Source organism: Geodermatophilus obscurus DSM 43160 (assembly GCF_000025345.1).
GTDB lineage: Bacteria > Actinomycetota > Actinomycetes > Mycobacteriales > Geodermatophilaceae > Geodermatophilus > Geodermatophilus obscurus.
Genome location: NC_013757.1, coordinates 5044204 through 5065252, shown reverse-complemented (window position 1 = coordinate 5065252; position 21049 = coordinate 5044204). Strand labels below are relative to the sequence as shown.

The window sequence follows — 21049 nt, the reverse complement described above, 5'->3', positions numbered from 1 at the left end:
CGTTTGTGTTGGCTTGGTGTTGTGTTGCTGTTGTTCTACGTGTGATCCGTTGACAAGTCAACACCTCTTCGTGACTCTGGTCATAGCCGAAGTCGCGTCCCACCCTGACCCGTGCGAGGTAGCCATGACCACCCACGCTCCCGGAACCGCCGCCCCGACGACCGCCGGTCCGGTGGTGCTGCCCGGGACGCCCGTCGTCCCCGGTGTGGCCTGGGGCCCGGTCGTCCGCCCGTCGGGCACGGTCCTGCTGCCGTCCGATGACGGCGCCGTGGTCGCCGAGGAGGAGCGCGCGGGGGAGAAGGAGCGCTTCGCGGCGGCCGCCGGCGTGGTGGCCGACCGGCTCGCCGAGCGCGCGGGTGCGGCGACCGGGGTGAGCGCGGAGGTGCTGGCCACGACCGCCGGACTGGCCCGCGACCGCGGCCTGCTGTCGTCGGTCGAGCAGCGGATCGACGCCGGCACGCCCGCCGCCGTCGCGACCGTGCAGGCCGCCCAGCAGTTCGTCGACCTGTTCACGAGCCTCGGCGGGCTCATGGCCGAGCGGGTGACCGACGTCCGCGACGTCCGCGACCGGATCGTCGCCCAGCTGACCGGGCAGGGGGAGCCCGGCGTGCCGAGCCCGGACGAGCCGTCGGTGCTGCTGGCCGACGACCTGGCGCCGGCCGACACGGCGGGGCTCGACCCCCGGCGCATCACCGGCCTGGCCACCCGGCTGGGCGGCACGACCAGCCACACCGCGATCATCGCCCGCCAGCTGGGGCTGCCGTGCGTGGTGGCCGTCGGCGGCCTGGCCGACGTCCCGGAGGGCGCCACCGTGCTGCTCGACGGCGAGCGCGGCACGGTCACCGTCGACCCCGACCCGGAGGAGGCGCGCGCCCGGCTGGCGGCGTCGCAGGCCGCCGCCGCGGCGCTGGCCGGCTACCGCGGCCCGGGCCGCACCCGGGACGGGCTCGAGGTGAAGGTGCTGGCCAACGTGCAGGACGGCGCGGGGGCGCGGGCCGCCGCCGCCGCCCACGCCGAGGGGGTCGGGTTGCTGCGCACCGAGCTGGCCTTCCTCAGCCGGGCCGAGGAGCCCTCGGTGGAGGAGCAGGCCCGCGGCTACGCCGAGGTCTTCGAGGCCTTCCCCGGTCAGCGGGTCGTCGTCCGCACGCTGGACGCCGGGTCGGACAAGCCGCTGGCCTTCGCCACGATGCCCGACGAGGACAACCCGGCCCTCGGCGTCCGTGGCCTGCGGGTGGCCCGGCGCGACCCCGGCCTGCTGGAGCGGCAGCTCGACGCGATCGCCGAGGCCGCCCGCCGGACCGGCGCCTCGCCCTGGGTGATGGCGCCGATGGTGGCCACCGTCGGGGAGGCCGCGGACTTCGGCGCCCGGGTGCGCGCCCGCGGGCTCACCCCCGGCGTGATGATCGAGGTGCCCTCGGCGGCGCTGATGGCCGAGCGGCTGCTGCGGCACGTCGACTTCCTGTCGATCGGCACCAACGACCTGTCGCAGTACACGCTGGCCGCCGACCGGCTCTCGGCCGACCTCGCCGACCTCACCGACCCGTGGCAGCCGGCCCTGCTGGCGCTGGTGCAGCTGACCGCAGAGGCCGGCCGCCGCACCGGGAGGTCGGTCGGGGTCTGCGGGGAGGCCGCCGCCGACCCGCTGCTGGCCTGCGTCCTCATCGGCCTCGGTGTCACCTCGCTGTCCTGTGCCGCGTCGTCGATCGCCGGGGTCGGCGCCCGCCTGGCCGTCGTCGACACCGACGCCTGCCGGCGGGCGGCCGAGGCGGCGCTGCTGACCGACGACCCGCACGAGGCGCGGGCGGCGGCGCGCCGCGAGCTCGGCGTCACCAGCTGAGGCCGACGTCACCCTCCGCGGTGACGGATCATTGCCGTGTAGCGGCGTCTGCCTGGATTTCTTCGGAATACTCCGGCGTGCACCTGCATTGTTCTGGGTGCACACCACGAGACCGGAAGAAGGCAGCAGGACATGAACAGCGTGACCTCCAGCTGGCGGCGGCGTCGGCAGGCGGCGCGGACGCGGCGCGCGCTCGACCGCGCTCTCGCGCGCACCAGCAGCCCGGCGATGCGCGACGAGCTGCTGACGATGGCGAACAGCAGCGGGTTCACCCTCTGAGCCGTTCCCGACGACGCGCGACCCCGGCCTCCCTCGTGGAGACCGGGGTCGCTTGCTGTCCGGCGTCCGTCAGCCGTGCAGGCCGTGGACGACGGCGTGCCCCGGGCCGCGGCTGGTCATCCAGCGGTTGATGGCGGGGCCGTGTCCCGACGGGTGCCCCACACGTCCCCGACGGCGGCAACCACACCCCTCCTGGGCACGAGCACCACCGCGGTGCGCCGTCCCCCCTTGGGGGGTGCCCGTTCAACCCCGGGCCCCGTCCTGCCGATGGGACGAGCGTGAGCAGAACGGGTGGCCCCAGGTGAGCGGCCCTGCGGTGTCCGAGGCCCGGGAGACATCCGGCGCCACCACGGGGCTGCTGCTGAGCTACGTGCGCCAGCACGGCGGGGACGACGCGGTCGCCGAGGTGCTGCGCCGTGCCGGTGTGCCGTTCAGCGCCGCCGAGCTCGAGCTGCCCTCGCACTGGACCAGCTACGACACCCGGATCAAGCTGTTCACCGCCGCCAGCAAGGTGCTCGGCGACCCGCAGACCATGTTCCGCGTCGGCCGCGAGGCCCTCGGGCTCGGCCTGACCCCGGCCCTGGTCCTGCTCATCCGCGCGATGGGCTCACCGCGCCAGGTGTACCGCCAGCTGCCACGCGCCGTGGCCAAGTTCTCCACCACCTCGACGATGCGGGTCCTCGAGTCCGGTGCCACCCACGCGACGCTCAGCTACCGGCTGCACGAGGGCTACCGGCACTCCCGGCTGGACTGCGAGTACGCCCAGGGCCTCATCGGCATGGTGCCGACGGTCTTCGGGCTGCCGCAGGCGCAGCTGGTGCACATGGAGTGCGAGTCCGACGGCCACCCCGCCTGCGTCTACCACCTGACGTGGGAGCGCCGCCGGAGGTTGGGCGGGCGCCGCCGCACCGACGACGACGTCCCCGAGCTGCTCGCCCTGCGCGAGCAGCTGCGCATCCTGCAGTCGGCGGCCGCCGACCTGGTCGCCAGCGAGGACGTCGAGACCGTCCTGCAGCGCATCATCGAGAAGGCCGCCGAAGCGGTGCTCGCCCCGGGCTGGGTGCTCGCCGTGGCCGACCCCGCGGGCGGTCCCGCGCTGGTGCACGGCGCCGGCCTGCCGCAGCACCAGGTCGACAGCCTCGCGGCCACGCTGCTGGCCGGTGCCGACCCGGGCCCGAACGTCGTCGCGGTCGACGTCGCGTCGGCCCGCCGGGTGCACGGCCGGCTGGCCACGGTCTACCGTCCCGGTGAGGGGGGCCTCCAGCACGAGCGCCAGATGCTCGCCGCCTACGCCGGCTACGCCGCGGCCGCCCTCGACCTGCTCATGGCGCTGGAGAGCTCCCGGCAGGAGGCCGACCGCGCCGGGACGCTGCTCACCCTGGCCCACGAGCTCGCCGGGGCCACCGACGCCGATGACGTGTGCACGGTGGTCGTCGAGGCGCTGCCCCGCGTCGTCGGCTGCGACAGCGCCGCGGTGCTGCTCTGGGACCCGGCGGAGGGCTGCCTGCGCACGGCCGCCCACGTGGACCCCGTGCCGGAGCACCAGGAGATCATGTACGGGACGCCCCTCCACGCCGAGGACGTCCCGGAGCTGGTCGGGATGCTGACGGACCGGGAACCGCGCTTCCTGCGGCCCGAGTCGAGCAGCCCCGTCCTGGAGAAATTGCTCACGGCCCTGCAGCTCACCGACGTCGTCGCCGTCCCGGTCGTGGCCGGGCGCACCTTCCTCGGCGTCGCCACCGCGAGCTGGCCGGCCGGGCGGGCCCCCGAGGTCCTCGCCGGCGACGTCCTGCAGCGCCTGCACGGTGTCGGCGACCAGGCCGCCACCGCACTCCAGCGGGCTCGCCTGCTCGAGACCGTGCGGCACCAGGCCACCCACGACGCGCTCACCGGGTTGCCCAACCGGGTGCTCTTCCTCGAGCGGCTCGGCGAGGCGCTGGCCACCACGCCCGCCGACCAGCACGTCGGCGTGCTCTTCTGCGACCTCGACCGCTTCAAGGCGGTCAACGACTCGCTCGGCCACGCCGCCGGTGACGAGCTGCTGCGCCAGGTGGCCGCCCGGCTGCGGGCCGCGATCCGCCCCGGCGACCTGGTGGGCCGGCTCAGCGGCGACGAGTTCGCCGTCCTGCTGCCCGTCCTCACCCGGCCCGAGGACGCCGACCGCGTCGTCGCCCGTGTGCTGGGCTGCTTCGACGAGCCCTTCCGCCTCGAGGGCACCGGCGTCGCCGTCGGCACCAGCGTGGGCGTCGCCGTCCACGGCGGCGGATCGGGCAGCGCCGACGCACTGCTGCGCGCCTCCGACGCCGACATGTACCGCCACAAGCACGCCGGCCGCGACGGGCACGGGGCCGCCGGCGCCTGAGGAAGGACCCCCTGCCCCCCGCCACTCGCACGCTCGGGGCGGGACCCTGCAGGGGGCCGGCGGCAGTGCACGAGGAATGCCGGCAGTGCCGCTCAGCCGGGCCGCTACTCGCGGAGGCGCGCGCGGAGGGCGGCCTGTTCCTCGGGGCCGAAGCCGTGCTCGGTGAGCCAGCCCAGCGGCCCCCCGTGCCGCTCGTCCAGCAGCTCGAGCACCCGCCGCATGGTCTCCGCCCGCGGCGTGTGGCTGGCGACGTCGCGGCGCACCATGTCCTCGGCGTAGGTCGGTGAGGCGGCGAGCTTGGCCACCAGGTCGTCGATGACCTCGGCGGTCAGCGCGTAGTCGGCGACGATCTCCTCGTGCGGCACGCCGGCCACGGCGAGCGCGAAGGCCACCACGACCCCGGTGCGGTCCTTGCCCGCGGCGCAGTGCACGACCGTGGCGCCGTCGGCCGGAGCGGCGAGGGCGCGCAGCGCGGCGATGACGTTCTCGGGCCGGTGCGCGAGGTAGCCCAGGTAGGAGCGCACCGCGGGAGGCTCGCCCTGATCGCCCTCGGTCACCTGCCGCGGCAGGATGGACTCGGCCCAGTCGGCCGGCAGCTCCGGCAGGGCGTCCTCCTCGACGGCGAACACGTCGGTGTGGTGGCCGCGCTCGGGCAGCAGGGTGAAGTGCCGGTGCGTCACCTCGGGCACCGCGCGCAGCGGGCCGCGCCCCTCCAGCAGCACCTCGGCGGTGGTGCGCAGGTCGACGACCTCGCGCAGCCGCACCTCGTCGACGAGCCGGCGGACGTCGGCCTCGCTCAGGGTCTGCAGGTTGTCGCTGCGCAGCACCCGGCCGGGGACCGTGCTCCCGCCGTCGGAGGTGGGCAGGCCGCCGAGGTCGCGGGTGTTCGTCGTCCCGTCGAGGCGCAGCCAGCGGTCGGTCCGCAGACGGTCGGAGGCTCCGGAGGTCACGCGCACGACGGTACGACCCCCGGGATGCCCGTTCGGTGTGGGCCCGGACCCCACAGCCGGTGTCGCGACTGTGGGGTCGCCTCACGTGGAGCCCCCGTGTGCCGCTCCCTATCGTGTCACCCGCCTCACTCGGCGTCCACGGGGCGCTGGGGTCCGTCGAACGACAGGAGTCCCATGGGCCCGATCAGAGCCAGGACGGTCGTGGCGGGGGTGGCCCTCGCCGTCGTCGCCTCACTCGGGTGGACGACGCCCGCGGGCGCCGTCGACGCCGCCGCCCGGTGCGCAGCGCTCGCCGGGGTCGACATCCCCGCACGCGTCATCGGGTTGCCGACGACGGGCGGGGAGGTGACCGACGCCGCCCTCGTGGCGCCGTCCGGGAGCGGCACCTCCGCGATCGGGGAGCACTGCGAGGTCACCGCCGCGTTGCACCCCGTGGACCCAGCTGCCCCGGACATCCGCCTGCAGGTGGCGCTGCCCACCACGTGGAACCAGAAGGCGCTGATGTTCGGCGGGGGTGGCTACAACGGGACCATCCCGGCGCTCGACGGGAACGTCCCCTTCGGGCCGAGCGACGCCCCCAGGCCGCTCGGCCGCGGGTACGCGACCTTCGCCAGCGACTCCGGGCACCAGGCACCCGCCGGCTTCCTGCCGACCGCCTCGCTCTACGGCGAGTTCCTCGCCAACGACGAGGCGCTGCGCAACTTCTCCGGCGACGCCCTGAAGAAGACCCGGGACGCCGCCGTGTTCGTCATCGACCGGTACTACGACAGGGAGGAGCCCGAGCAGACCTACTTCGCCGGTGGCTCCACCGGCGGCCGCGAGGCACTCGCCGTCGCCCAGCGCTGGGAGCGCGACTTCGACGGGGTCATCAGCGTCTATCCCGCGTTCAACGCCGCCACCCTCGACCTGTACTTCGGCCACATGACCCGTCAGCTCGCCGCGCCGGGCGCCTTCCCCCGTCCCGCGCAGCAGGTGCTGCTCTACAACGCCGTCATCACGGCCTGCGACGGCCTCGACGGGCTGACCGACGGCGTCATCAGCAACGAGCCGGCCTGCGACTTCGACCCCGCCGTCCTCCGCTGCCCGGAGGGGCAGGACGCCGGTGACGCCTGCCTGTCGGACCCGCAGATCACCGCGATCCGCGCCGTCTCCAGCGCGGTCACGTTCCCGTACCCCCTGGCCAGTGGCGAGACCGGGTACCCGGGCTTCCCGTTCCTCTCGGGCGCGGACATGTCCACACCGCTGCTCGGCCTGGGGACGACCGCGCCGGCCGACCCCATGCCGAAGACCGCCGGCTACGGCATGCAGTTCTGGGACGCCTGGGTCGAGTACGCGGTGACCCGGGACCCCGGCTTCGATTCGCTGTCCCTGGACCCGCTGGCGCCCGGCCCGTGGGAGGACCGCATCTCCGAGCTCACCGCGCTGCAGGACGTGAACGACACCGACCTGCGGCCGTTCGCAGGCAGGGGCGGGAAGCTCCTGCTGCTGCACGGCACGGCGGACGAGCTGGTCAGCCACCGGGCGACGGTGGAGTACTACGAGGGGATGGTGCAGACCATGGGGCAGCGCAAGGTCGACGCGTTCGCCCGCTTCTACCTGGTCCCGGGTGCCAACCACGCCAACCTCGCCGCCGCCTTCGCCGCCGGCTGGGACTCCCTGACCGCCCTGGACCGCTGGGTCACGACCGGCGCGGCGCCGGCGGACCCCGTGGTCCGGGACACCAACCCCGGGGCCACCCGCACGCGGCCGCTGTGCGAGTACCCGGCCCACCCCCGGTACGACGGCACGGGGAGTCCTGACGATGCGGCCAGCTTCGACTGCGGAACGGGATAGCCGAGGTCAGGCGCCGCCGGTGCCCACGTGGTCGACGCACCGCGGAGGCACCGGCGGACGGCGGCGTCGCGGCGCCCGCCTGCGGTCGGTCAGACCCCGAGGAGCCGGTCGCACACCTCGAGCAGCCGGGACCGCAGCTCGGCGCCGCGGCGGGCGAACTCCCGCTGGGCGGCGACGTACTGCGCCTTGCCCTCCGGGGTCTCGATCGGCACCGGCTCGTAGCCGGCCTCGTGCAGGTCGTACGGCGAGGCGCGCATGTCGAGCTCCCGGACGTCGGCCGCCAGCACGAAGCAGTCCAGCAGCAGCTCGCCGGGAACGGCCGGGCCGAGCTTGTACGCCCACTTGTAGAGGTCCATGGTCGCGTGCAGGCAGCCCGGCTGCTCCAGCTCGACCTGGGTGGCCCGGGTGGGCTGCAGCCGGTTGCGGCCGACGGCGGCGGGCGTGAAGAACCGGAACGCGTCGAAGTGCGAGCAGCGGATCGGGTGGGCCTCGACGACGGCGTCGGTACCGGCCTGGCCCAGCCGCAGCGGCAGCGGGTGCCGGTGCTCGTCGTCCCGGTAGACCATCGCCCACTCGTGCAGCCCGAAGCACCCGGTGTGCGCCGGCCGCGCCGCGGTCGCGGCCAGCAACCGGGCGACGAAGGCGACGGTGTCCCCACGGTCGGCGAGGAAGGCGTCGAGGTCGAGGGCGACCGCGCCGTCGTCGGCGGTGGCGTACCAGTGCCAGGCCGCGTGCGGTGCGGGGCCGTCCGCGCCGGGTGCGAGCACCACCCCGGCGCCGGGGTGCCAGCGGCGCAGCTGTGCCGGGCGGGCGCTGTAGTACTCGTGGAGGAAGTCCTCGACGGGGTGGCGGGTGCCGGTCGCCCGGCGGGCCCGGTGTCCCGCGGTCAGCGCGTCGGCCCGCTCCGCGTGGGCCTGCGCCAGCGCCGTCCACTCGGCCGCCGGCAGGGAGGGGGGTGGGGCGGGCACCCGACCAGGGTAGGTGACTAGGGTTCCCTGCCCCGGGCGCCGGCGTCGGTCCGCTCCGTTCCCGGAGGTGTGGCGGACCCGTTGTGGCGGAGGTCCTCGATCAGCTGCTTGACCAGCATCTTCTGCAGGTCGAGCTGCAGGGTGCCCCTCTGCCGGGGGTCGGCTGCCAGGCGCTCCAGCGCGAGGAGGCGCCGGGTCCGCGCGGGCTCCTGGTAGTGCTCCCGGAGCTGCCTGGCCGTCTCCTTGTACGACAGGGCGAAGACGCCCGACAGGGCCGCCGACAGGACGGCGCCGAGCGCGCAGAGGCCGCCCGCGACGTACCGGCTGGACTCGTCCTGGGCGGGCTGGAGCGCGACGACGACGCCGACGGCGAGGAAGAGGCACGCGGCCGCGGCGGCGGTGATGGCGTTGCGGAGCGCGACCGACGCCTGTCGCACGCTGAGGGCGTGGTACTCGTCGAGCTGGAGGCGGTTCAGGCGGAACAGCTGGTCCAGCCGGAGGTCGGGGTGCAGGTCGCGCGTGGCCTGCGCGACCTGGTCCGCGCGGGCGGCGTGCACCCGGTCGTGGAAGGCCCGCCGGGCGCCGGCGTGGCGGATCCAGACCACGCCCAGGAAGAACAGGCCGGAGGCCAGCGTCAGGGTCTGGGCGATCCGGACGGCGGTGCGCAGCGCACCGTCGAGGCCGGCCCCTGTGTGGGTAGCAGCCACTGGAGGAGCGCGGTGACGAGCGCGAGGACGAAGGCGTACCGCAGCGCCACGGGGACGGTGGCCCGGTGCTGCCACTCCCAGCGGGAGGCGTCCTCGGGCGGGAACAGGTCCGCGTACTCCCGGCTGTTCCGCCACAGCAGGTCGGACTCGGGGCCTCGCGGGTCCGTCATCCCGCCGTCCCCCGGGGCGGGCGTCTCCTCGGGGTCCCCCCCTCGGGAGGCCCTCGTGCCGGTGGTGGACATGGGCATCGACCCCTGCGCCGCTGGTGGTCCCCGTGCGGAGCGAAGGTCCTCCCACGGACGGCGGCGCACAAGGGGCGGCGCTGCCCTCGGTCAGCCGGTGGCGGGGCCGGTGAGCCGGTGCAGCCGGAGCGCCAGGTGGACCTCCAGGGCGCGCTCCGGCGCCGACCACCCGCGGCCGAGCAGCCGCCCCACCCGTTCCAGGCGCTGGGTCACGGTGTTGACGTGCACCTGCAGCGCCTCGGCCGCCCGCGCCGGTGAACCGCCGGCGTCGAACCAGGCGCGCAGCGTCCCGACCAGGTCGGTGCCGCGCCGCTCGTCGTAGTCCAGCACCGGGCCGAGCGTGACGGTGACGAAGCCGCGCACGTCCCGCCCCTCGCCGACCAGCAGCCCGACGAAGCCCAGCTCGTCGGCGCTGGCCGCCTGGCCGGCCCGGCCGAGGGCGACCAGCGTCGAGGCGCAGCGCTGGGCCTCGACGTGGGCGGGGGCGACCGCGGCCGGCCCCTGCGCCGGTCCGGCGCCGCCGGCGGTCACCGGCCGGCCCACGGCCGTGCCCAGCTCCCGGCACACCTGCGCCGCCGCGGCACCGGGCTCCTGACCCGGCAGGCACAGCACCACCCGGCCGTCGTTCAGGCCGGCCAGCCCACCGCGGACGGCGGCCAGGTGGGTGGCGGCGGCCAGCGCCCGGCTCCGAGAGCGCTCCTCGACCAGGACGACGACGACGGCGTGCGGCCGGTCGAGGTCGGCGCCCAGCCGGCGGGCGCGCTCACGCAGCCCGTCGGGGTCGCGCAGGGCCGGCCCGAGCAGCTCCTCCAGCAGCTCGCCGCGCACCCGGCTCTCGGCCTCGCTGGCGGTGCGCCGGATGAGCAGCAGCAGGGAGGTCACCAGTGCGGCGCGCTCGAGGATGCGCTGGTCGGAGTCGGACAGCTCGTCGTCCCGGTGCAGCACCAGGCCGCCGAGCAGCTCGGCGCCCACGGTCACCGCCGCGGTCCACCAGCTGCCGTCGCGGACCGTCCGGCCGGTCGAGCGGGCGAGCGTGAGCGCGGCGGCGGGGTCGGGCGGCAGGTCGTCGTCCGAGGCGGGGGACGGCGTGCCGCGGCCGTGCTCGTCGAGGATGGTGATCCGCCCGCCGAGCGCCTCGGTGACCGCCGCCGCGACGTCCTCCACGCCACCGCCGCGCAGCACGATGTCGATGAACCGGTCGTGCGCGCCGGCGGCCCGCTCCACCGAGGTGGTGTGCGCGCGCAGCTCGCGGGTGGCCGTCGAGAGCTCCTCCAGCGCCGTGCGGGTCTCCTCGAGCAGGCGGGCGTTGTCCAGCGCGATCGCCGCGTGCGCGGCCAGCGAGCCCAGCAGCGAGACCTCGGAGCGGTCGTAGAGCCGCTCGTTGCGGTCGGCGGCGAAGAGCACCCCGATCACCCGCGAGCCGCGCACCAGCGGCACGCCGAGGATGGCGACCAGGCCCTCCTCGGCGACGCCGCCGTTGATGTCGTCGGTGTGCTGGAACCGCGGGTCGGCGAAGTAGCGGGCGGTGGCGTACGGCGCAGCGGTCTGCGCGACCAGGCCGCCGAGGCCTGCCCCCATCGGCAGCCGCAGCGACTGGAACCGGGCCGAGACGGAGCCGTCCGTCACCCGCATGTAGGTGTCGCCCCGGGCGTCGTCGTGCAGGGTCAGGTAGGAGACGTCGGTGCCCAGCAGCTGCCGGGCCCGCCGCACGATCGCCGTCAGCACGTCGTCGACGCTGCGCAGCGCGGCGAGGTCGCCGGCGGTGTCGAACAGCGCGGCCAGCTCGGACTCCCGGCGGCGGCGCGCGGCGAACGCGTCGCGCACCTGCAGGGCCAGCAGCTTCACCCGCTCCAGCCCGGCGACCGTGGCGCTGTCGGCCCCGGCGGTCCGGGCGCGCACGACCGGCCCCTCGAACTCGATCGCCGCGGCCTCCTCGAGCAGCAGCGCGAAGTACTCCGCGGCGGCCAGCTCGCCGGACGCCGCGGCCGGCTCGGCGGACGGCGGAGTGGGCCGGGTCACGACCGGCATTCTCGCCGGTCGTGCGATCAGTGGGCGGTCCACCCGCCGTCCATCACCAGGGAGCTGCCGGTGATGGACGCCGCCGCCGGCGAGCACAGGTAGGCGACCGCCTCGGCGACCTCCGCCGGCTCGATCAGCCGCTTGACCGCCGCCGGGGCGAGCATGATCTGCTCCACGACCTGGTCCTCGGACAGGCCGTGCGCCTTGGCCTGGTCGGCGATCTGGTTCTCCACGAGGGGCGTGCGCACGTAGGCCGGGTTGACGCAGTTCGAGGTGACCCCGTGCGGGGCGCCCTCCAGTGCGATCACCTTCGACAGCCCCTCCAGGCCGTGCTTGGCGGTGACGTAGGCGCTCTTGTACGCCGAGGCGCGCAGCCCGTGCACGGAGCTGACGTTGACCACCCGGCCCCAGCCGCGCTCGTACATGTGCGGCAGCGCGCTCCGGACCAGCCGGAACGGGGTCTCCAGCATCAGCCGCAGGATCAGCGAGAAGCGGTCGACCGGGAACTCGTGCAGCGGTGCCACGTGCTGCAGCCCGGCGTTGTTGACCAGCACGTCGACGTCGAGGTCCAGGCCGTCGACCGCGTCGAGGTCGGAGAGGTCGACGGCGACCGCCGTCCCCCCGACCGCTTCGGCCACCGCCTTCGCCGCGTCGGCGTCACGGTCGACGACGACCACGTCCGCGCCGGCCTCGGCCAGTCGCACCGCGCACGCCCGGCCGATGCCCGAGGCGCCGCCGGTGACGAGGGCCCGCCGGCCGCTGAGGGTTCCTGAGTCCGCCATGGGGCCGAACGCTAGGCCGTTCCGTCGTCCGGCCACACGGTGTGCGGCCACACACCTCGGTGCGGCGCGGTGGTGCTCGGTCACACCACCCCACCGTCGGTCAGGGCCGCGGGACGCCACACGCGCACGGTGGACGGCGCGGCTCCACATGGAGATCGACCACACGTCCGCCGTCACAACTGCGGGGCCCGCCGACCGGTCTACCTGTTCGGCGCCGTCGGTGTCTGCGTGTGGGGCTTCGTGTTCTTCGGCCTGCTCGACACGCAGAGCTTCGCGCTCGTGGTGGTGGCGGTCACCGTCGGCCTGCTCTTCCACGGCGCGATGTACGGCCCACAGGCCGCCTTCCTCTCGGAGCTGTTCGGCACCAAGGCCCGCTACTCGGGCGTGTCGGTCGGCTACCAGCTCGCCTCGGTGGTCGCCGGTGCTCCCGCGCCTCTGATCGCGGTGGCGCTGCTGGGCAGCCTCACCGATCCCAACCCGATGCGGGTGTCGATCTACCTCGCCGTCTGCGCCGTCATCACGCTGGTGGCGGTGCTCTCCTACGGCGAGACGCGGACCCGCGACCTCGCCGAGGACAAGGCCATCGTGACGAAGCGGGGCCGGTCGGCGACCCGCGTGTAGCGGACCCCGACCCCGCCGCCACGGGCCCCCCATGACGCACGTCATGGGGGGCCCGTGGCGTCGCGGGGAGAAGTCGTGAGGGACGGCACCTGTGCCGGCGCCGGGACGACGGCAGCGTCAGGGGTGCGCCCCGGAGGAACGGCCGGACCCCGGCCGGCGGGCGCACCGAGGAGGTCGCCGTGCACCCGTCCGTCGCACCCGCCCCGCCGTCTCCGGCGACAGCTGCCCCGCCGGTCGTCGAGGTCGTCGACCTGCACCGCCGCTACGGCGACTTCGCGGCCGTCCGGGGCGTCTCCTTCGACGTCCGGCCCGGGGAGGTCTTCGCGCTGCTCGGCGTGAACGGCGCCGGCAAGACCTCCGCGCTGGAGGTGCTCGAGGGGCTGGCGCCCGCGTCGGGCGGGACCGTGCGGGTCCTCGGTGCCGACCCGCGGCGCGAGCGGGCCGCCGTCCGCCCGCACCTGGGGGTGCTGCTGCAGACGAGCGGCCTGCCGGGCGACCTGACCGTCGCCGAGACCGTCCGGACCTGGGCCGGCACCCTCACCACGCCGCGCCCGGTCGACGAGGCGCTGGCGCAGGTGGACCTCACCGGCCGGGCCGACGTCCGCGTGCGCAGCCTCTCCGGCGGGGAGCGCCGCCGGCTCGACCTCGCCCTGGCCCTGCTCGGCCACCCGCGGGTGCTGGTGCTCGACGAGCCCACCACCGGCCTGGACCCGGAGAGCCGGCGCACCGTGTGGGGCCTCGTCCGCGGCCTGGTGGACGACGGTGCCGCGGTGGTGCTCACCACGCACCACCTGGAGGAGGCCGAGGAGCTGGCCGACCGGATCGCGGTCATGCGCGCCGGCCGGATCGTGCTCGCCGGCACCCGCGAGGAGATCGCCGAGACCCAGCCGGCCACCATCCGCTTCACCCTCGCCCCGGGCGACCCGCAGCCGCCGGTGCCCTCGGGGGTCGAGGTGGTCAGCGCCGGCCCGCGGGTCGAGTGGCACACCCGCGCGCTGCAGCCGGCGCTCGCCCAGCTGCTGGCGTGGGCCGCCGCGTACGGCGTGGTGCTGCGGGGGTTGCAGGCCCGCGCCGCCTCGCTGGAGCAGGCCTTCCTCGCCGTCGCCGACGTCGACGCCGAGTGACCCCGCCGACCCCTCGAGGAGTTCCCATGACCACGATCGCCGTTCCCGTCGCCCCCTCCCGCCTGCGCCGCGTCGGGTCCCTCGCCGCCGCGGAGACCCGCCTGCTGTTGCGCAACCGCACCGCCGTCGTCAACTCCGTGCTCATGCCGCTGCTGCTGGTGGCCCTCGTGCCCGGGATGGGCCTCGACGACCGGGCGACCGGGCCCGGCCTGCTCACCATGGCCGCCGGCTTCACGCTGGTCTTCCTGACTTACTACAACCTGGTCACCACCTACGTCGCCCGGCGCGAGGACCTGGTGCTGCAGCGGATGCGCACCGGCGAGCTGAGCGACGGCGAGGTGCTCGCCGCCACCGCCGTCCCCACCCTGCTGGTCACGGTCGGCCAGCTCGTCCTGGTCGCCGTGGGCGTGGCCGTGCTCGGCCTGTGGACCGCGCCGGTGGACGCCGTCCTGCCGGTCCTGGCGGTGCTGCTCGGCGCGGCGCTGATGGTCGTGCTGGCCACCGCGAGCACGGTGTTCACCCGGACGCCGGAGTCGGCGCAGATCACCACGCTGCCCGTCGTCCTCGGGGCGACCGCGCTCTCCGGGCTGTTCTTCCCGCTGAGCGTGCTCCCTGAGGAGCTCGCCACGGTCGCCCGCCTGCTGCCGCTGACGCCGGTCGTCGAGCTGGTGCAGCTGGGCCTCGCGGGTCGGACCTGGGACGGCGAGGTCGTCGCCGGTGTCGAGCTGTGGGGCGCCGCGCTGGTCCCGCTGGGCGTCACGCTGGCGTGGACCGCGCTCGCGGCAGCGGCCACCGTGCGGTGGTTCCGCTGGGCCCCGCGGCGCTGACCCGCCCGGCGAGCGACGGTCGGTACGGCAGCATGGGCGCCGTGCCGACCGTCGCTCGCTGGTGGAGCAGTCGCACCGACCCGCAGCGCATCGACCTCTACACCCGCTCCTCGTACTACTCGACGCTGGTGTTCGTCCCGGTCCTGCTGCTCTTCTCGGTGTCCCCGGACTGGGCGACCTCCTCCACGTGGCAGCCGCTGGTGCTCCTCGGCTCCTCGGTGGTCACGACGGCGGCGTGCCTCGTGCTCACCCGGCGCGGGTTCCGCGACCGCACCGCAGGCCCCGACCGGCCGGCTCTGCTGGTCGCCCTCGTCGCCGGCCTGGTCACCGTCCTGGCGGCGCTGGCCGCCACGGGAGCGGGGCCGGCGCCCGCTGCACCGTGGGTGGCCGGCCTGGTGTCGGCCGCGGTGCTGCTGGCGCTGTCGGTCACCGTCCCGACCCGGCCACTGGTCGCCGGTGCCGCGGTCACCGGTGTGCTGGCCGGTGCGGTGACGGCCGCCGAGGGCGGTCCGCCGGCCACCGCCGTCGTCGTCGGCGCCTCGATCGGCGTGGCGGTCGGGTTCTTCGTCACGGCCTTCCGATTCAGCGTCTGGATCCTCGACGTGGTCCTGGAGATGGAGCGCAGCCGCGCGGTGCAGGCGCAGCTCGCCGTCGCCGAGGAGCGGCTGCGCTTCGCCCGCGACCTGCACGACGTCATGGGCCGCAACCTCTCGGCGATCGCGGTGAAGAGCCAGCTGGCGGCCGAGCTGGTCCGTCGGGGGAGGGACGGCGCGGCCGAGGAGCTGGCGGACATCAGCCGGGTCGCCGAGGAGTCACTGCGGGAGGTGCGCGACGTCGTCCGCGGTTACCGGCGCACCGACCTGCCCGGCGAGCTGGCCGGCGCCCGGTCGGTGCTGCGCGCGGCCGGGGTGGGCGTCACGGTGACCGGCGAGGAGGACGCCGTGGCGCTGCCCGAGCCGGTGCAGGCGGCGCTGGGCTGGGTGGTGCGGGAGGCGGTGACCAACGTGCTGCGGCACAGCCGGGCGAGCTGGTGCAGCGTCGAGCTGCATGCGGTCGGCGGAGAGGCGGAGCTGCGGGTGGCCAACGACGGCGCCCGCGGCACGGAGACGACCTGGGGCAACGGGCTCACCGGCCTGGCCGAGCGGCTGGCGGCGGCCGGCGGCCGGCTGTCGGCAGGGCCGGACGGCGACCGGTTCGTGCTCGCCGCGACCGTCCCGGTGGGGGTGCCGGCGTGATCCGGGTGCTGCTGGCCGACGACGAGAACCTGATCCGCTCGGCGCTCGCGGCGCTGCTCGCGCTGGAGGAGGACCTCGAGGTCGTGGCCCAGGCGGCCTCCGGCGCGGAGGCGCTGGCGATGGCGCGGGCGCACATCCCCGACGTCGCCGTCCTGGACCTGCAGATGCCCGACCGCGACGGCATATCCGTCGCCGGCGAGCTGGCCACCGTGCTGCCCGGCTGCGCAGTCGTGATCGTCACCGGGCACGGCCGGGCCGGGCACCTCAAGCGCGCGCTCGAGGCCGGCGTGCGCGGGTTCCTGCCCAAGACCGTGGGCGCGCCGGTGCTCACCGACGTCGTCCGCACCGTGCACCGCGGGGGCCGGTACGTGGACCCGGAGCTCGCCGCGGAGGCGATCAGCGCCGGGGACAGCCCGCTGACCCCGCGGGAGGCGGACGTCCTGGAGCTGGCGGCCGGCGGTGCGCCGGTCGAGGAGATCGCGGCCCGCGCCCACCTGTCCCCGGGGACGGTGCGCAACCACCTGTCGGCCGCGGCGGTGAAGCTGGGCGCGCCGAACCGGCACGCCGCCGTGGAGGCGGCCCGCCGGCACGGCTGGATCTAGCGGCCCCCTGCAGGGCGGCCCCGTCCCGGGTCCCACCCTGAGCCTGTGAGAGGTGGGGAGGACGGGGTCCTTCTTCAGTCCGGCAGGTTGCCCGGGCGGATCAGGCCGTCGTCGCGCTGGGCGTCCTCGTCGGTGGTCAGGGCGACCTCGTCGTGCTCGCCGCCGTCCGAGCGGTCCTCACCGGGCACGCCGTCGACCATGTTCGCGTTCGTCGGCCCGTCGGTGGTGTCCGGGGACTCCCGGTAGCCGGTGTCGTCGGAGTTGCTCATCAGATGTCCCTTCCTCCGGATCGGGGAGTCGGTCCCGAGACCTCGCCGGACGCTCCGTCCGTCCGGGCCCGGGCGATGTCGGAGTCGGCGCGGGCCGGCAGGTCGTCGCCCGCGGCGGCGTCCCGCTCGATCGCCTCGTCGGCGGTGAGGGGGACGTCGTCGAAGCCGGACCCGGTGCTGCTGTTGTCGCCGGTGCCCGACGCGGTCGGGATGTCCTGCTGGATCCGGTCGCTGCCCTGGGGGTCGCTCACGGGAGCCTCCTGTCCGACGGCGCTGTCCCCCGGGGCATGCCCGCCGTCGTCGCCCTGAAACGACCGGCGGCCGCCGCCCCCGAGGGGACGACGGCCGCTGGGGACGGCACCTGGCCGGGTTGGACCGGTCGCGGGACCCGGAGGCCCCCTCCAGGGCACCGCCCCGAGCATGCGAGGGGTGGGGAGGAGCACGTGGCCGCGGTGTCGTCCGGGAGGACGACAGATCACAGCGCGGCCTCGTCGACCTCCATGAGCGCGTTGTCGGTGTTCTCGACGATCACCCGCTCCGAGGACAGCCGGGGCAGCACCTGGGTGGTGAAGAAGCGGACGGCGGCGAGCTTGCCCTCGTAGAAGTGCCGGTCCGCGCTCGTCACCTCGCCGGCCAGCGCGCCCAGCGCCACCTCCGCCTGCCGCACGAGAAGCCACGCGGTGATCAGGTCGCCGGCCGCCAGCAGCAGCCGCGAGGTGTTCTGGCCGACCTTGTAGAGGCTGGTGACGTCCTCCTGGGCTGCGGTGAGGTGGCCGAACAGCGCGGCGAGCATGGCCTGCACGTCGCCGAGGGCGGTGGCCAGGGCCGCGCGCTCCTCCTTGAGCCGGCCGTTGCCCACCTCGGCGTCGATCGTGTCCTGGATCCGGCCGGCCAGCCAGGTCAGCGCGACGCCGCCGTCCTTGACGATCTTGCGGAAGAAGAAGTCCTGGCCCTGGATTGCCGTCGTTCCCTCGTAGAGGGTGTCGATCTTGGAATCGCGGATGTACTGCTCGATCGGGTAGTCCTGCAGGTAGCCCGAGCCGCCCAGGGTCTGCAGCGACTCGGCGGTGAGCAGCTGGGTGGCCCGCTCGGAGCCGAAGCCCTTGACCAGCGGCAGCAGCAGGTCGTTGACGCGGGCGGCGAGCCGGGCCTCCTCGCTGTCGGCCGTGCCGGCGGCCTCGGCCTCGGTGACCTGGTCGCGGAAGGTCGCGGTGTAGAGGTACAGCGCCCGCATGCCCTCGGCGTAGGACTTCTGCAGCATCAACGAGCGGCGGACGTCGGGGTGCCTCGTGATGGGGACCCGCGGGGCGTCCTTGCCGGTCGCGGTCAGGTCGGCGCCCTGGATGCGGTTCTTGGCGTAGTCGAGGGCCACCTGGTAGCCGGCCGACAGCGTGGCGATCGCCTTGGCGCCCACGAACATCCGGGCGTGCTCGATGACCTCGAACATCTGCGCGATGCCGTCGTGCACCTCGCCGACCAGCCACCCCTTGGCCGGCACCGGCCCGTCGCCGAAGGTCAGCTCGCAGGTCGTGGAGACCTTGAGGCCCATCTTCCTCTCGACGTTGGTGACGTACACGCCGTTGCGCTCGCCGAGCGCGCCGGTCAAGAGGTCGACGTGGAACTTGGGGACGACGAACAGCGACAGCCCCTTGGTGCCCGGCCCCGCACCCTCGGGGCGGGCCAGCACCAGGTGGACGATGTTGTCGCTCAGGTCGTGCTCGGCCGAGGTGATGAACCGCTTGACGCCGGTGAGGTGCCACGAGCCGTCGTCCTGCCGCACGGCCCTCGTCCGGCCGGCGCCGACGTCCGAGCCCGCGTCGGGCTCGGTGAGCACCATGGTGGCGCCCCACTTGTGCTGGAGCATGAGCCGGGCGAGCCGCTTCTGGTCCGGGGTGCCGAGCTCGTCGAGGATCGCGGCGAAGGCGGCCCAGGAGCCGTACATGAAGACGGCGGGGTTGGCGCCGAGCACCATCTCGAAGGCCGCCCAGGTCAGGGCGTGCGGGGCGCCGAAGCCGCCGAGGTGCTCGGGCAGGTCGAGGGAGAACCACTCGCCGTCCTCGATGGCGCGCACCGACCCCTTGAAGCTCTCGGGCAGGGTCACGGAGTTCGTGGCCGGGTCGAACACCGGCGGGTTGCGGTCGGCGTCGGCGAAGGAGGCGGCGATCGGGCCCTCGGCCAGCCGGCGGACCTCGGCCAGCACGCCGCGCGCGGTCTCGGTGTCCATCTGGGCGAAGGGCCCGGTGCCGAACCGGTCCTTGGTGTCCAGGAACTCGAAGAGGTTGAACTCGAGGTCCCGCAGGTTCGCGGTGTAGTGGCTCATCGCGCGTGGCTCCCGGTGCTCCGTGCCCGTCGACGGGTCCGTACCCGCCGGTAACAAACCGTATTACCGGCCGGTAACCGGGAGCAAGCACCGCGACCCGGCGACGGTCGTGCCGCCGCAGGGCTCCCCCTCGGGAGGGTGACGTGGACACAAGCTGTTCGACGAGGAGCTGCGCCGCGCGCCGACGCCCGCCTGCAGACCGAGCAGGAGCTGCGCCGGGCGCTCGAGCGCGACGAGCTGTGCCGTACTACCAGCCGGTGGTCAGCACGACGACCGGCGAGGTGCTGGGCCTCGAGGCGCTGGTGCGCTGGGAGCACCCGACCCGCGGCGTCCTCGCCCCCGGGGCCTTCATCGAGGTGGCGCTGGAGACGGGGCTGTTCGTGCCGCTCGGCCGGCGGGTGCTCGAGCTGGCCTGCCGCGACCTCGCCGTCTGGGACACCCTCGGCCGGTCGCGCCCCTGGGTGTCGGTGGACATCGACGCCCAGCAGCTGCACCTGGAGGCTTCCCCGACGACGTGGCCCGCGTCCTGCGCGGCACCGGCACCGACCCCGACCGGATCCGGCTGGAGCTCACCGAGAACGCGTTCCTCGACCTGGCCTCGGTGGAGGTGGCCCGTCGGCTGCCCGCGCTCGGCGTGCGGCTGGCGGTCGACGACTTCGGCACCGGGTACTCGTCGCTGAACTACCTGCGGCGGCTCCCGTCGACGTGCTCAAGATCGACCGGTCGTTCCTGGAGGACCTCTCCGCCGACCCGGAGGCCGACGCCGTCGTCCGCGCCATCGTCGAGCTCTCGCACACGATGGGCCTGACGGTGGTCGCCGAGGGCGTGGAGACCGCCGAGCAGCTGGCGGCGCTGGCCGTCATCGGCTGCGACGCCTCGCAGGGCTTCCTCATCGCCCGTCCCATGCCGGCCGCGTCGGTCCCCGCCCACCTGGGGCCGGCCGCCGTCCTCCCTCGCCCGGCCTACGCCGGGGCCGGGCGGTGACCGCTCAGCTGCTGCGGCGGCGGGCCCGCAGCACGAGGCCGGCCAGCCCGACCAGCAGGCCGCCGAGCGCCGCGGCGATGACCAGGGCCAGCACCAGCGGGGCCTGCACGTCGGCGAAGACCAGGCTGATCTCGACGGTCTGGGTGTTGTAGACGACGAACAGCACCAGCAGCACGGTGACGAACAGCAGCAGCGCCAGGGCGAGCGTCCGGCCGGCGTTGCGGACGGGGTGACGCTCGGGCCTCGCCGTCCCGCCGGTGGTGGCCGGGCCGGCGGTGGCCGGACCCGTGGTCGTCCCGGGTGTGCCGGTCGAGGTGCGCAGGGGGTCGGAGCCGGGGGTGGTCACGGTGCGAGTCTGGTGCCCGCCGCTGCTCCGCGCACGGTCAGCGGTGCGCGTCGGGCTCCGTCTCGGCGGGCGGGTAGCTCGGGCCCGCGATCCCGTCGGCCGGGCCGGGGGTCCCGCCCTGGGACTCGGGGTCGCCGGGCGGGGCGACCTCGCCACCGAGGGGTTGGACGTCGCGCGGCTCGTCGGGCTCCGGCATGGTCATGGCCCGAGTGTGCGTCGGCGCCCTCCGGACGGCGACTCCGGGGACGTGCTGCCCGGTCGGCCCGCCGGGCCACGCCTGCCCCTACTCCTCCAGGACCGGGCCCGCCTCGTGGTGGGGGTGGCCCTTCGTGCGCTCGCGCTGCTTCATCCGCGCCTCGTAGACGTGCCGGTCGCCGTCGGCCAGCTCGGTGCGGGCGCGCTCGTCGAGGGCGCGGAAGACCGACCAGTAGGTGGCGTCGTAGTCCTCGACGATCTGGAAGGTCCAGCGGTCGGCGATGACGTTGCGGCCGACGAGGTCGCGGTCGAGGTCGTCGGCGAGCTGGGTGTGGCCGGCCTTCCGCAGCAGCTCGACGGCGTCCTGGAGCAGCAGATCGGCCTTGCCGGAGTGCTGGTGGAAGCCGTAGAGCTGGCCGCGCGCCTGCTCGATCGTCTCGAGGGCCTCGGAGAGCTTGCCGAGGCCCTCCACGGTGGTGTCGTCGAGGTCGGGCCGGCTGCGGTCGGTGCTCACCGACTCATCCTGGGGTGCCCGGTACGGCGCCGC

At 75.1% G+C, this 21049-nt stretch carries 21 protein-coding genes and 2 pseudogenes; 11 read left to right on the top strand and 12 right to left on the bottom strand.

From position 1 onward, the window contains the following. The first annotated feature begins 124 nt into the window (after window positions 1-124). The 3 genes from GOBS_RS23760 (at window position 125) to GOBS_RS23755 (ending at window position 4478) form a co-directional block, all read left to right on the top strand. Window positions 125-1837, top strand: a complete 1713-nt coding sequence (locus GOBS_RS23760; RefSeq protein ID WP_012950806.1) for a phosphoenolpyruvate--protein phosphotransferase — start codon at window positions 125-127, stop codon at window positions 1835-1837. A gap of 132 nt (window positions 1838-1969) precedes the next feature. Then, window positions 1970-2116 (top strand): hypothetical protein, encoded by a 147-nt coding sequence (locus GOBS_RS27870; RefSeq protein ID WP_012950805.1) that lies wholly within the window; start codon window positions 1970-1972, stop codon window positions 2114-2116. A 301-nt stretch (window positions 2117-2417) separates the two neighbouring features. Then, window positions 2418-4478: a diguanylate cyclase domain-containing protein gene (locus GOBS_RS23755; RefSeq protein WP_243697591.1), complete on the top strand. Its 2061-nt coding sequence runs from the start codon at window positions 2418-2420 to the stop codon at window positions 4476-4478. Window positions 4479-4582: 104 nt separating this feature from the next. Here the strand turns inward: GOBS_RS23755 and GOBS_RS23750 are convergent, their stop codons facing one another. Then, the gene (locus GOBS_RS23750; RefSeq protein ID WP_243697590.1) at window positions 4583-5428 is read right to left on the bottom strand and encodes a tyrosine-protein phosphatase; all 846 of its coding nucleotides are present in this window, start codon (window positions 5426-5428) and stop codon (window positions 4583-4585) included. A 174-nt stretch (window positions 5429-5602) separates the two neighbouring features. Here GOBS_RS23750 and GOBS_RS23745 point away from each other — a divergent pair, with 174 nt between their 5' ends. Then, the gene (locus GOBS_RS23745) at window positions 5603-7261 is read left to right on the top strand and encodes a tannase/feruloyl esterase family alpha/beta hydrolase (protein ID WP_012950802.1); all 1659 of its coding nucleotides are present in this window, start codon (window positions 5603-5605) and stop codon (window positions 7259-7261) included. 89 nt (window positions 7262-7350) lie between these two features. On the opposite strand, the gene GOBS_RS23740 is transcribed toward GOBS_RS23745, so the two are convergent. The 5 genes from GOBS_RS23740 to GOBS_RS23720 all read right to left on the bottom strand — a co-directional run bounded on the left by GOBS_RS23740 (window position 7351) and on the right by GOBS_RS23720 (window position 11979). Continuing rightward, window positions 7351-8229 carry a hypothetical protein gene (locus GOBS_RS23740; protein ID WP_012950801.1) on the bottom strand — a complete coding sequence of 293 codons (879 nt, stop codon included), beginning with the start codon at window positions 8227-8229 and terminating at the stop codon, window positions 7351-7353. 17 nt (window positions 8230-8246) lie between these two features. Beyond that, window positions 8247-8936 (bottom strand): hypothetical protein, encoded by a 690-nt coding sequence (locus tag GOBS_RS23735; RefSeq protein ID WP_012950800.1) that lies wholly within the window; start codon window positions 8934-8936, stop codon window positions 8247-8249. After that, a complete protein-coding gene (locus GOBS_RS23730) occupies window positions 8864-9106 on the bottom strand; it encodes a hypothetical protein (RefSeq protein WP_041241660.1) in 243 nt (80 codons plus the stop codon). Before GOBS_RS23730 ends, GOBS_RS23735 begins: the two co-directional genes overlap by 73 nt. A 162-nt stretch (window positions 9107-9268) precedes the next feature. Then, window positions 9269-11206, bottom strand: a complete 1938-nt coding sequence (locus tag GOBS_RS23725) for a helix-turn-helix domain-containing protein (RefSeq protein WP_012950799.1) — start codon at window positions 11204-11206, stop codon at window positions 9269-9271. Between the two features lie 17 nt (window positions 11207-11223). After that, entirely contained in the window at window positions 11224-11979 is a 756-nt protein-coding gene (locus GOBS_RS23720; RefSeq protein WP_012950798.1) for a 3-hydroxybutyrate dehydrogenase, read from the bottom strand. A 39-nt stretch (window positions 11980-12018) separates the two neighbouring features. On the opposite strand from GOBS_RS23720, the gene GOBS_RS23715 reads away from it, so the two are divergent. The 5 genes from GOBS_RS23715 to GOBS_RS23695 all read left to right on the top strand — a co-directional run bounded on the left by GOBS_RS23715 (window position 12019) and on the right by GOBS_RS23695 (window position 16388). After that, window positions 12019-12600, top strand: a complete 582-nt coding sequence (locus GOBS_RS23715) for an MFS transporter (protein WP_341776397.1) — start codon at window positions 12019-12021, stop codon at window positions 12598-12600. A 179-nt stretch (window positions 12601-12779) separates the two neighbouring features. Further along, window positions 12780-13724: an ABC transporter ATP-binding protein gene (locus GOBS_RS23710; protein WP_012950797.1), complete on the top strand. Its 945-nt coding sequence runs from the start codon at window positions 12780-12782 to the stop codon at window positions 13722-13724. 26 nt (window positions 13725-13750) lie between these two features. After that, window positions 13751-14551, top strand: coding sequence for an ABC transporter permease (locus GOBS_RS23705; RefSeq protein ID WP_012950796.1), 801 nt, complete (start codon window positions 13751-13753; stop codon window positions 14549-14551). 41 nt (window positions 14552-14592) lie between these two features. Then, a complete protein-coding gene (locus GOBS_RS23700; RefSeq protein ID WP_166487497.1) occupies window positions 14593-15786 on the top strand; it encodes a sensor histidine kinase in 1194 nt (397 codons plus the stop codon). Next, window positions 15783-16388 (top strand): response regulator transcription factor, encoded by a 606-nt coding sequence (locus GOBS_RS23695; RefSeq protein WP_012950794.1) that lies wholly within the window; start codon window positions 15783-15785, stop codon window positions 16386-16388. The genes GOBS_RS23700 and GOBS_RS23695 overlap by 4 nt, the downstream gene beginning before the upstream one ends. Window positions 16389-16462: 74 nt before the next feature. Here the strand turns inward: GOBS_RS23695 and GOBS_RS23690 are convergent, their stop codons facing one another. The 3 genes from GOBS_RS23690 to GOBS_RS23680 all read right to left on the bottom strand — a co-directional run bounded on the left by GOBS_RS23690 (window position 16463) and on the right by GOBS_RS23680 (window position 18977). Continuing rightward, window positions 16463-16657, bottom strand: a complete 195-nt coding sequence (locus GOBS_RS23690; RefSeq protein ID WP_012950793.1) for a hypothetical protein — start codon at window positions 16655-16657, stop codon at window positions 16463-16465. Continuing rightward, complete coding sequence (locus GOBS_RS23685; protein WP_012950792.1) at window positions 16657-16908, bottom strand: hypothetical protein; 252 nt, start codon at window positions 16906-16908, stop codon at window positions 16657-16659. Before GOBS_RS23685 ends, GOBS_RS23690 begins: the two co-directional genes overlap by 1 nt. Before the next feature lie 224 nt (window positions 16909-17132). Continuing rightward, entirely contained in the window at window positions 17133-18977 is a 1845-nt protein-coding gene (locus GOBS_RS23680) for an acyl-CoA dehydrogenase (protein WP_012950791.1), read from the bottom strand. 143 nt (window positions 18978-19120) lie between these two features. On the opposite strand from GOBS_RS23680, the pseudogene GOBS_RS29875 reads away from it, so the two are divergent. Beyond that, window positions 19121-19459 (top strand): annotated as a pseudogene (locus GOBS_RS29875) (EAL domain-containing protein); the annotation flags it as partial. Window positions 19460-19491: 32 nt separating this feature from the next. Then, window positions 19492-19961: pseudogene (locus tag GOBS_RS29870) on the top strand (EAL domain-containing protein). Between the two features lie 4 nt (window positions 19962-19965). On the opposite strand, the gene GOBS_RS23665 reads toward GOBS_RS29870, so the two are convergent. From GOBS_RS23665 to GOBS_RS23660, 3 genes are all read right to left on the bottom strand, one after another. Then, window positions 19966-20307, bottom strand: coding sequence for a LapA family protein (locus tag GOBS_RS23665; RefSeq protein WP_012950790.1), 342 nt, complete (start codon window positions 20305-20307; stop codon window positions 19966-19968). Between the two features lie 37 nt (window positions 20308-20344). Then, window positions 20345-20509 carry a hypothetical protein gene (locus GOBS_RS27865; protein ID WP_012950789.1) on the bottom strand — a complete coding sequence of 55 codons (165 nt, stop codon included), beginning with the start codon at window positions 20507-20509 and terminating at the stop codon, window positions 20345-20347. An 81-nt stretch (window positions 20510-20590) separates the two neighbouring features. Next, window positions 20591-21016, bottom strand: a complete 426-nt coding sequence (locus tag GOBS_RS23660; protein WP_012950788.1) for a hypothetical protein — start codon at window positions 21014-21016, stop codon at window positions 20591-20593. Between the last annotated feature and the right edge of the window lie 33 nt (window positions 21017-21049).

Coding starts and splice junctions, on each gene's coding strand:
- GOBS_RS23760 (WP_012950806.1), top strand. CDS start 125: ATGACCACCCACGCTCCCGGAACCGCCGCCCCGACGACCGCCGGTCCG.
- GOBS_RS27870 (WP_012950805.1), top strand. CDS start 1,970: ATGAACAGCGTGACCTCCAGCTGGCGGCGGCGTCGGCAGGCGGCGCGG.
- GOBS_RS23745 (WP_012950802.1), top strand. CDS start 5,603: ATGGGCCCGATCAGAGCCAGGACGGTCGTGGCGGGGGTGGCCCTCGCC.
- GOBS_RS23730 (WP_041241660.1), bottom strand. CDS start 9,106: ATGACGGACCCGCGAGGCCCCGAGTCCGACCTGCTGTGGCGGAACAGC.
- GOBS_RS23725 (WP_012950799.1), bottom strand. CDS start 11,206: ATGCCGGTCGTGACCCGGCCCACTCCGCCGTCCGCCGAGCCGGCCGCG.
- GOBS_RS23720 (WP_012950798.1), bottom strand. CDS start 11,979: ATGGCGGACTCAGGAACCCTCAGCGGCCGGCGGGCCCTCGTCACCGGC.
- GOBS_RS23705 (WP_012950796.1), top strand. CDS start 13,751: ATGACCACGATCGCCGTTCCCGTCGCCCCCTCCCGCCTGCGCCGCGTC.
- GOBS_RS23690 (WP_012950793.1), bottom strand. CDS start 16,657: ATGAGCAACTCCGACGACACCGGCTACCGGGAGTCCCCGGACACCACC.
- GOBS_RS23680 (WP_012950791.1), bottom strand. CDS start 18,977: ATGAGCCACTACACCGCGAACCTGCGGGACCTCGAGTTCAACCTCTTC.
- GOBS_RS27865 (WP_012950789.1), bottom strand. CDS start 20,509: ATGACCATGCCGGAGCCCGACGAGCCGCGCGACGTCCAACCCCTCGGT.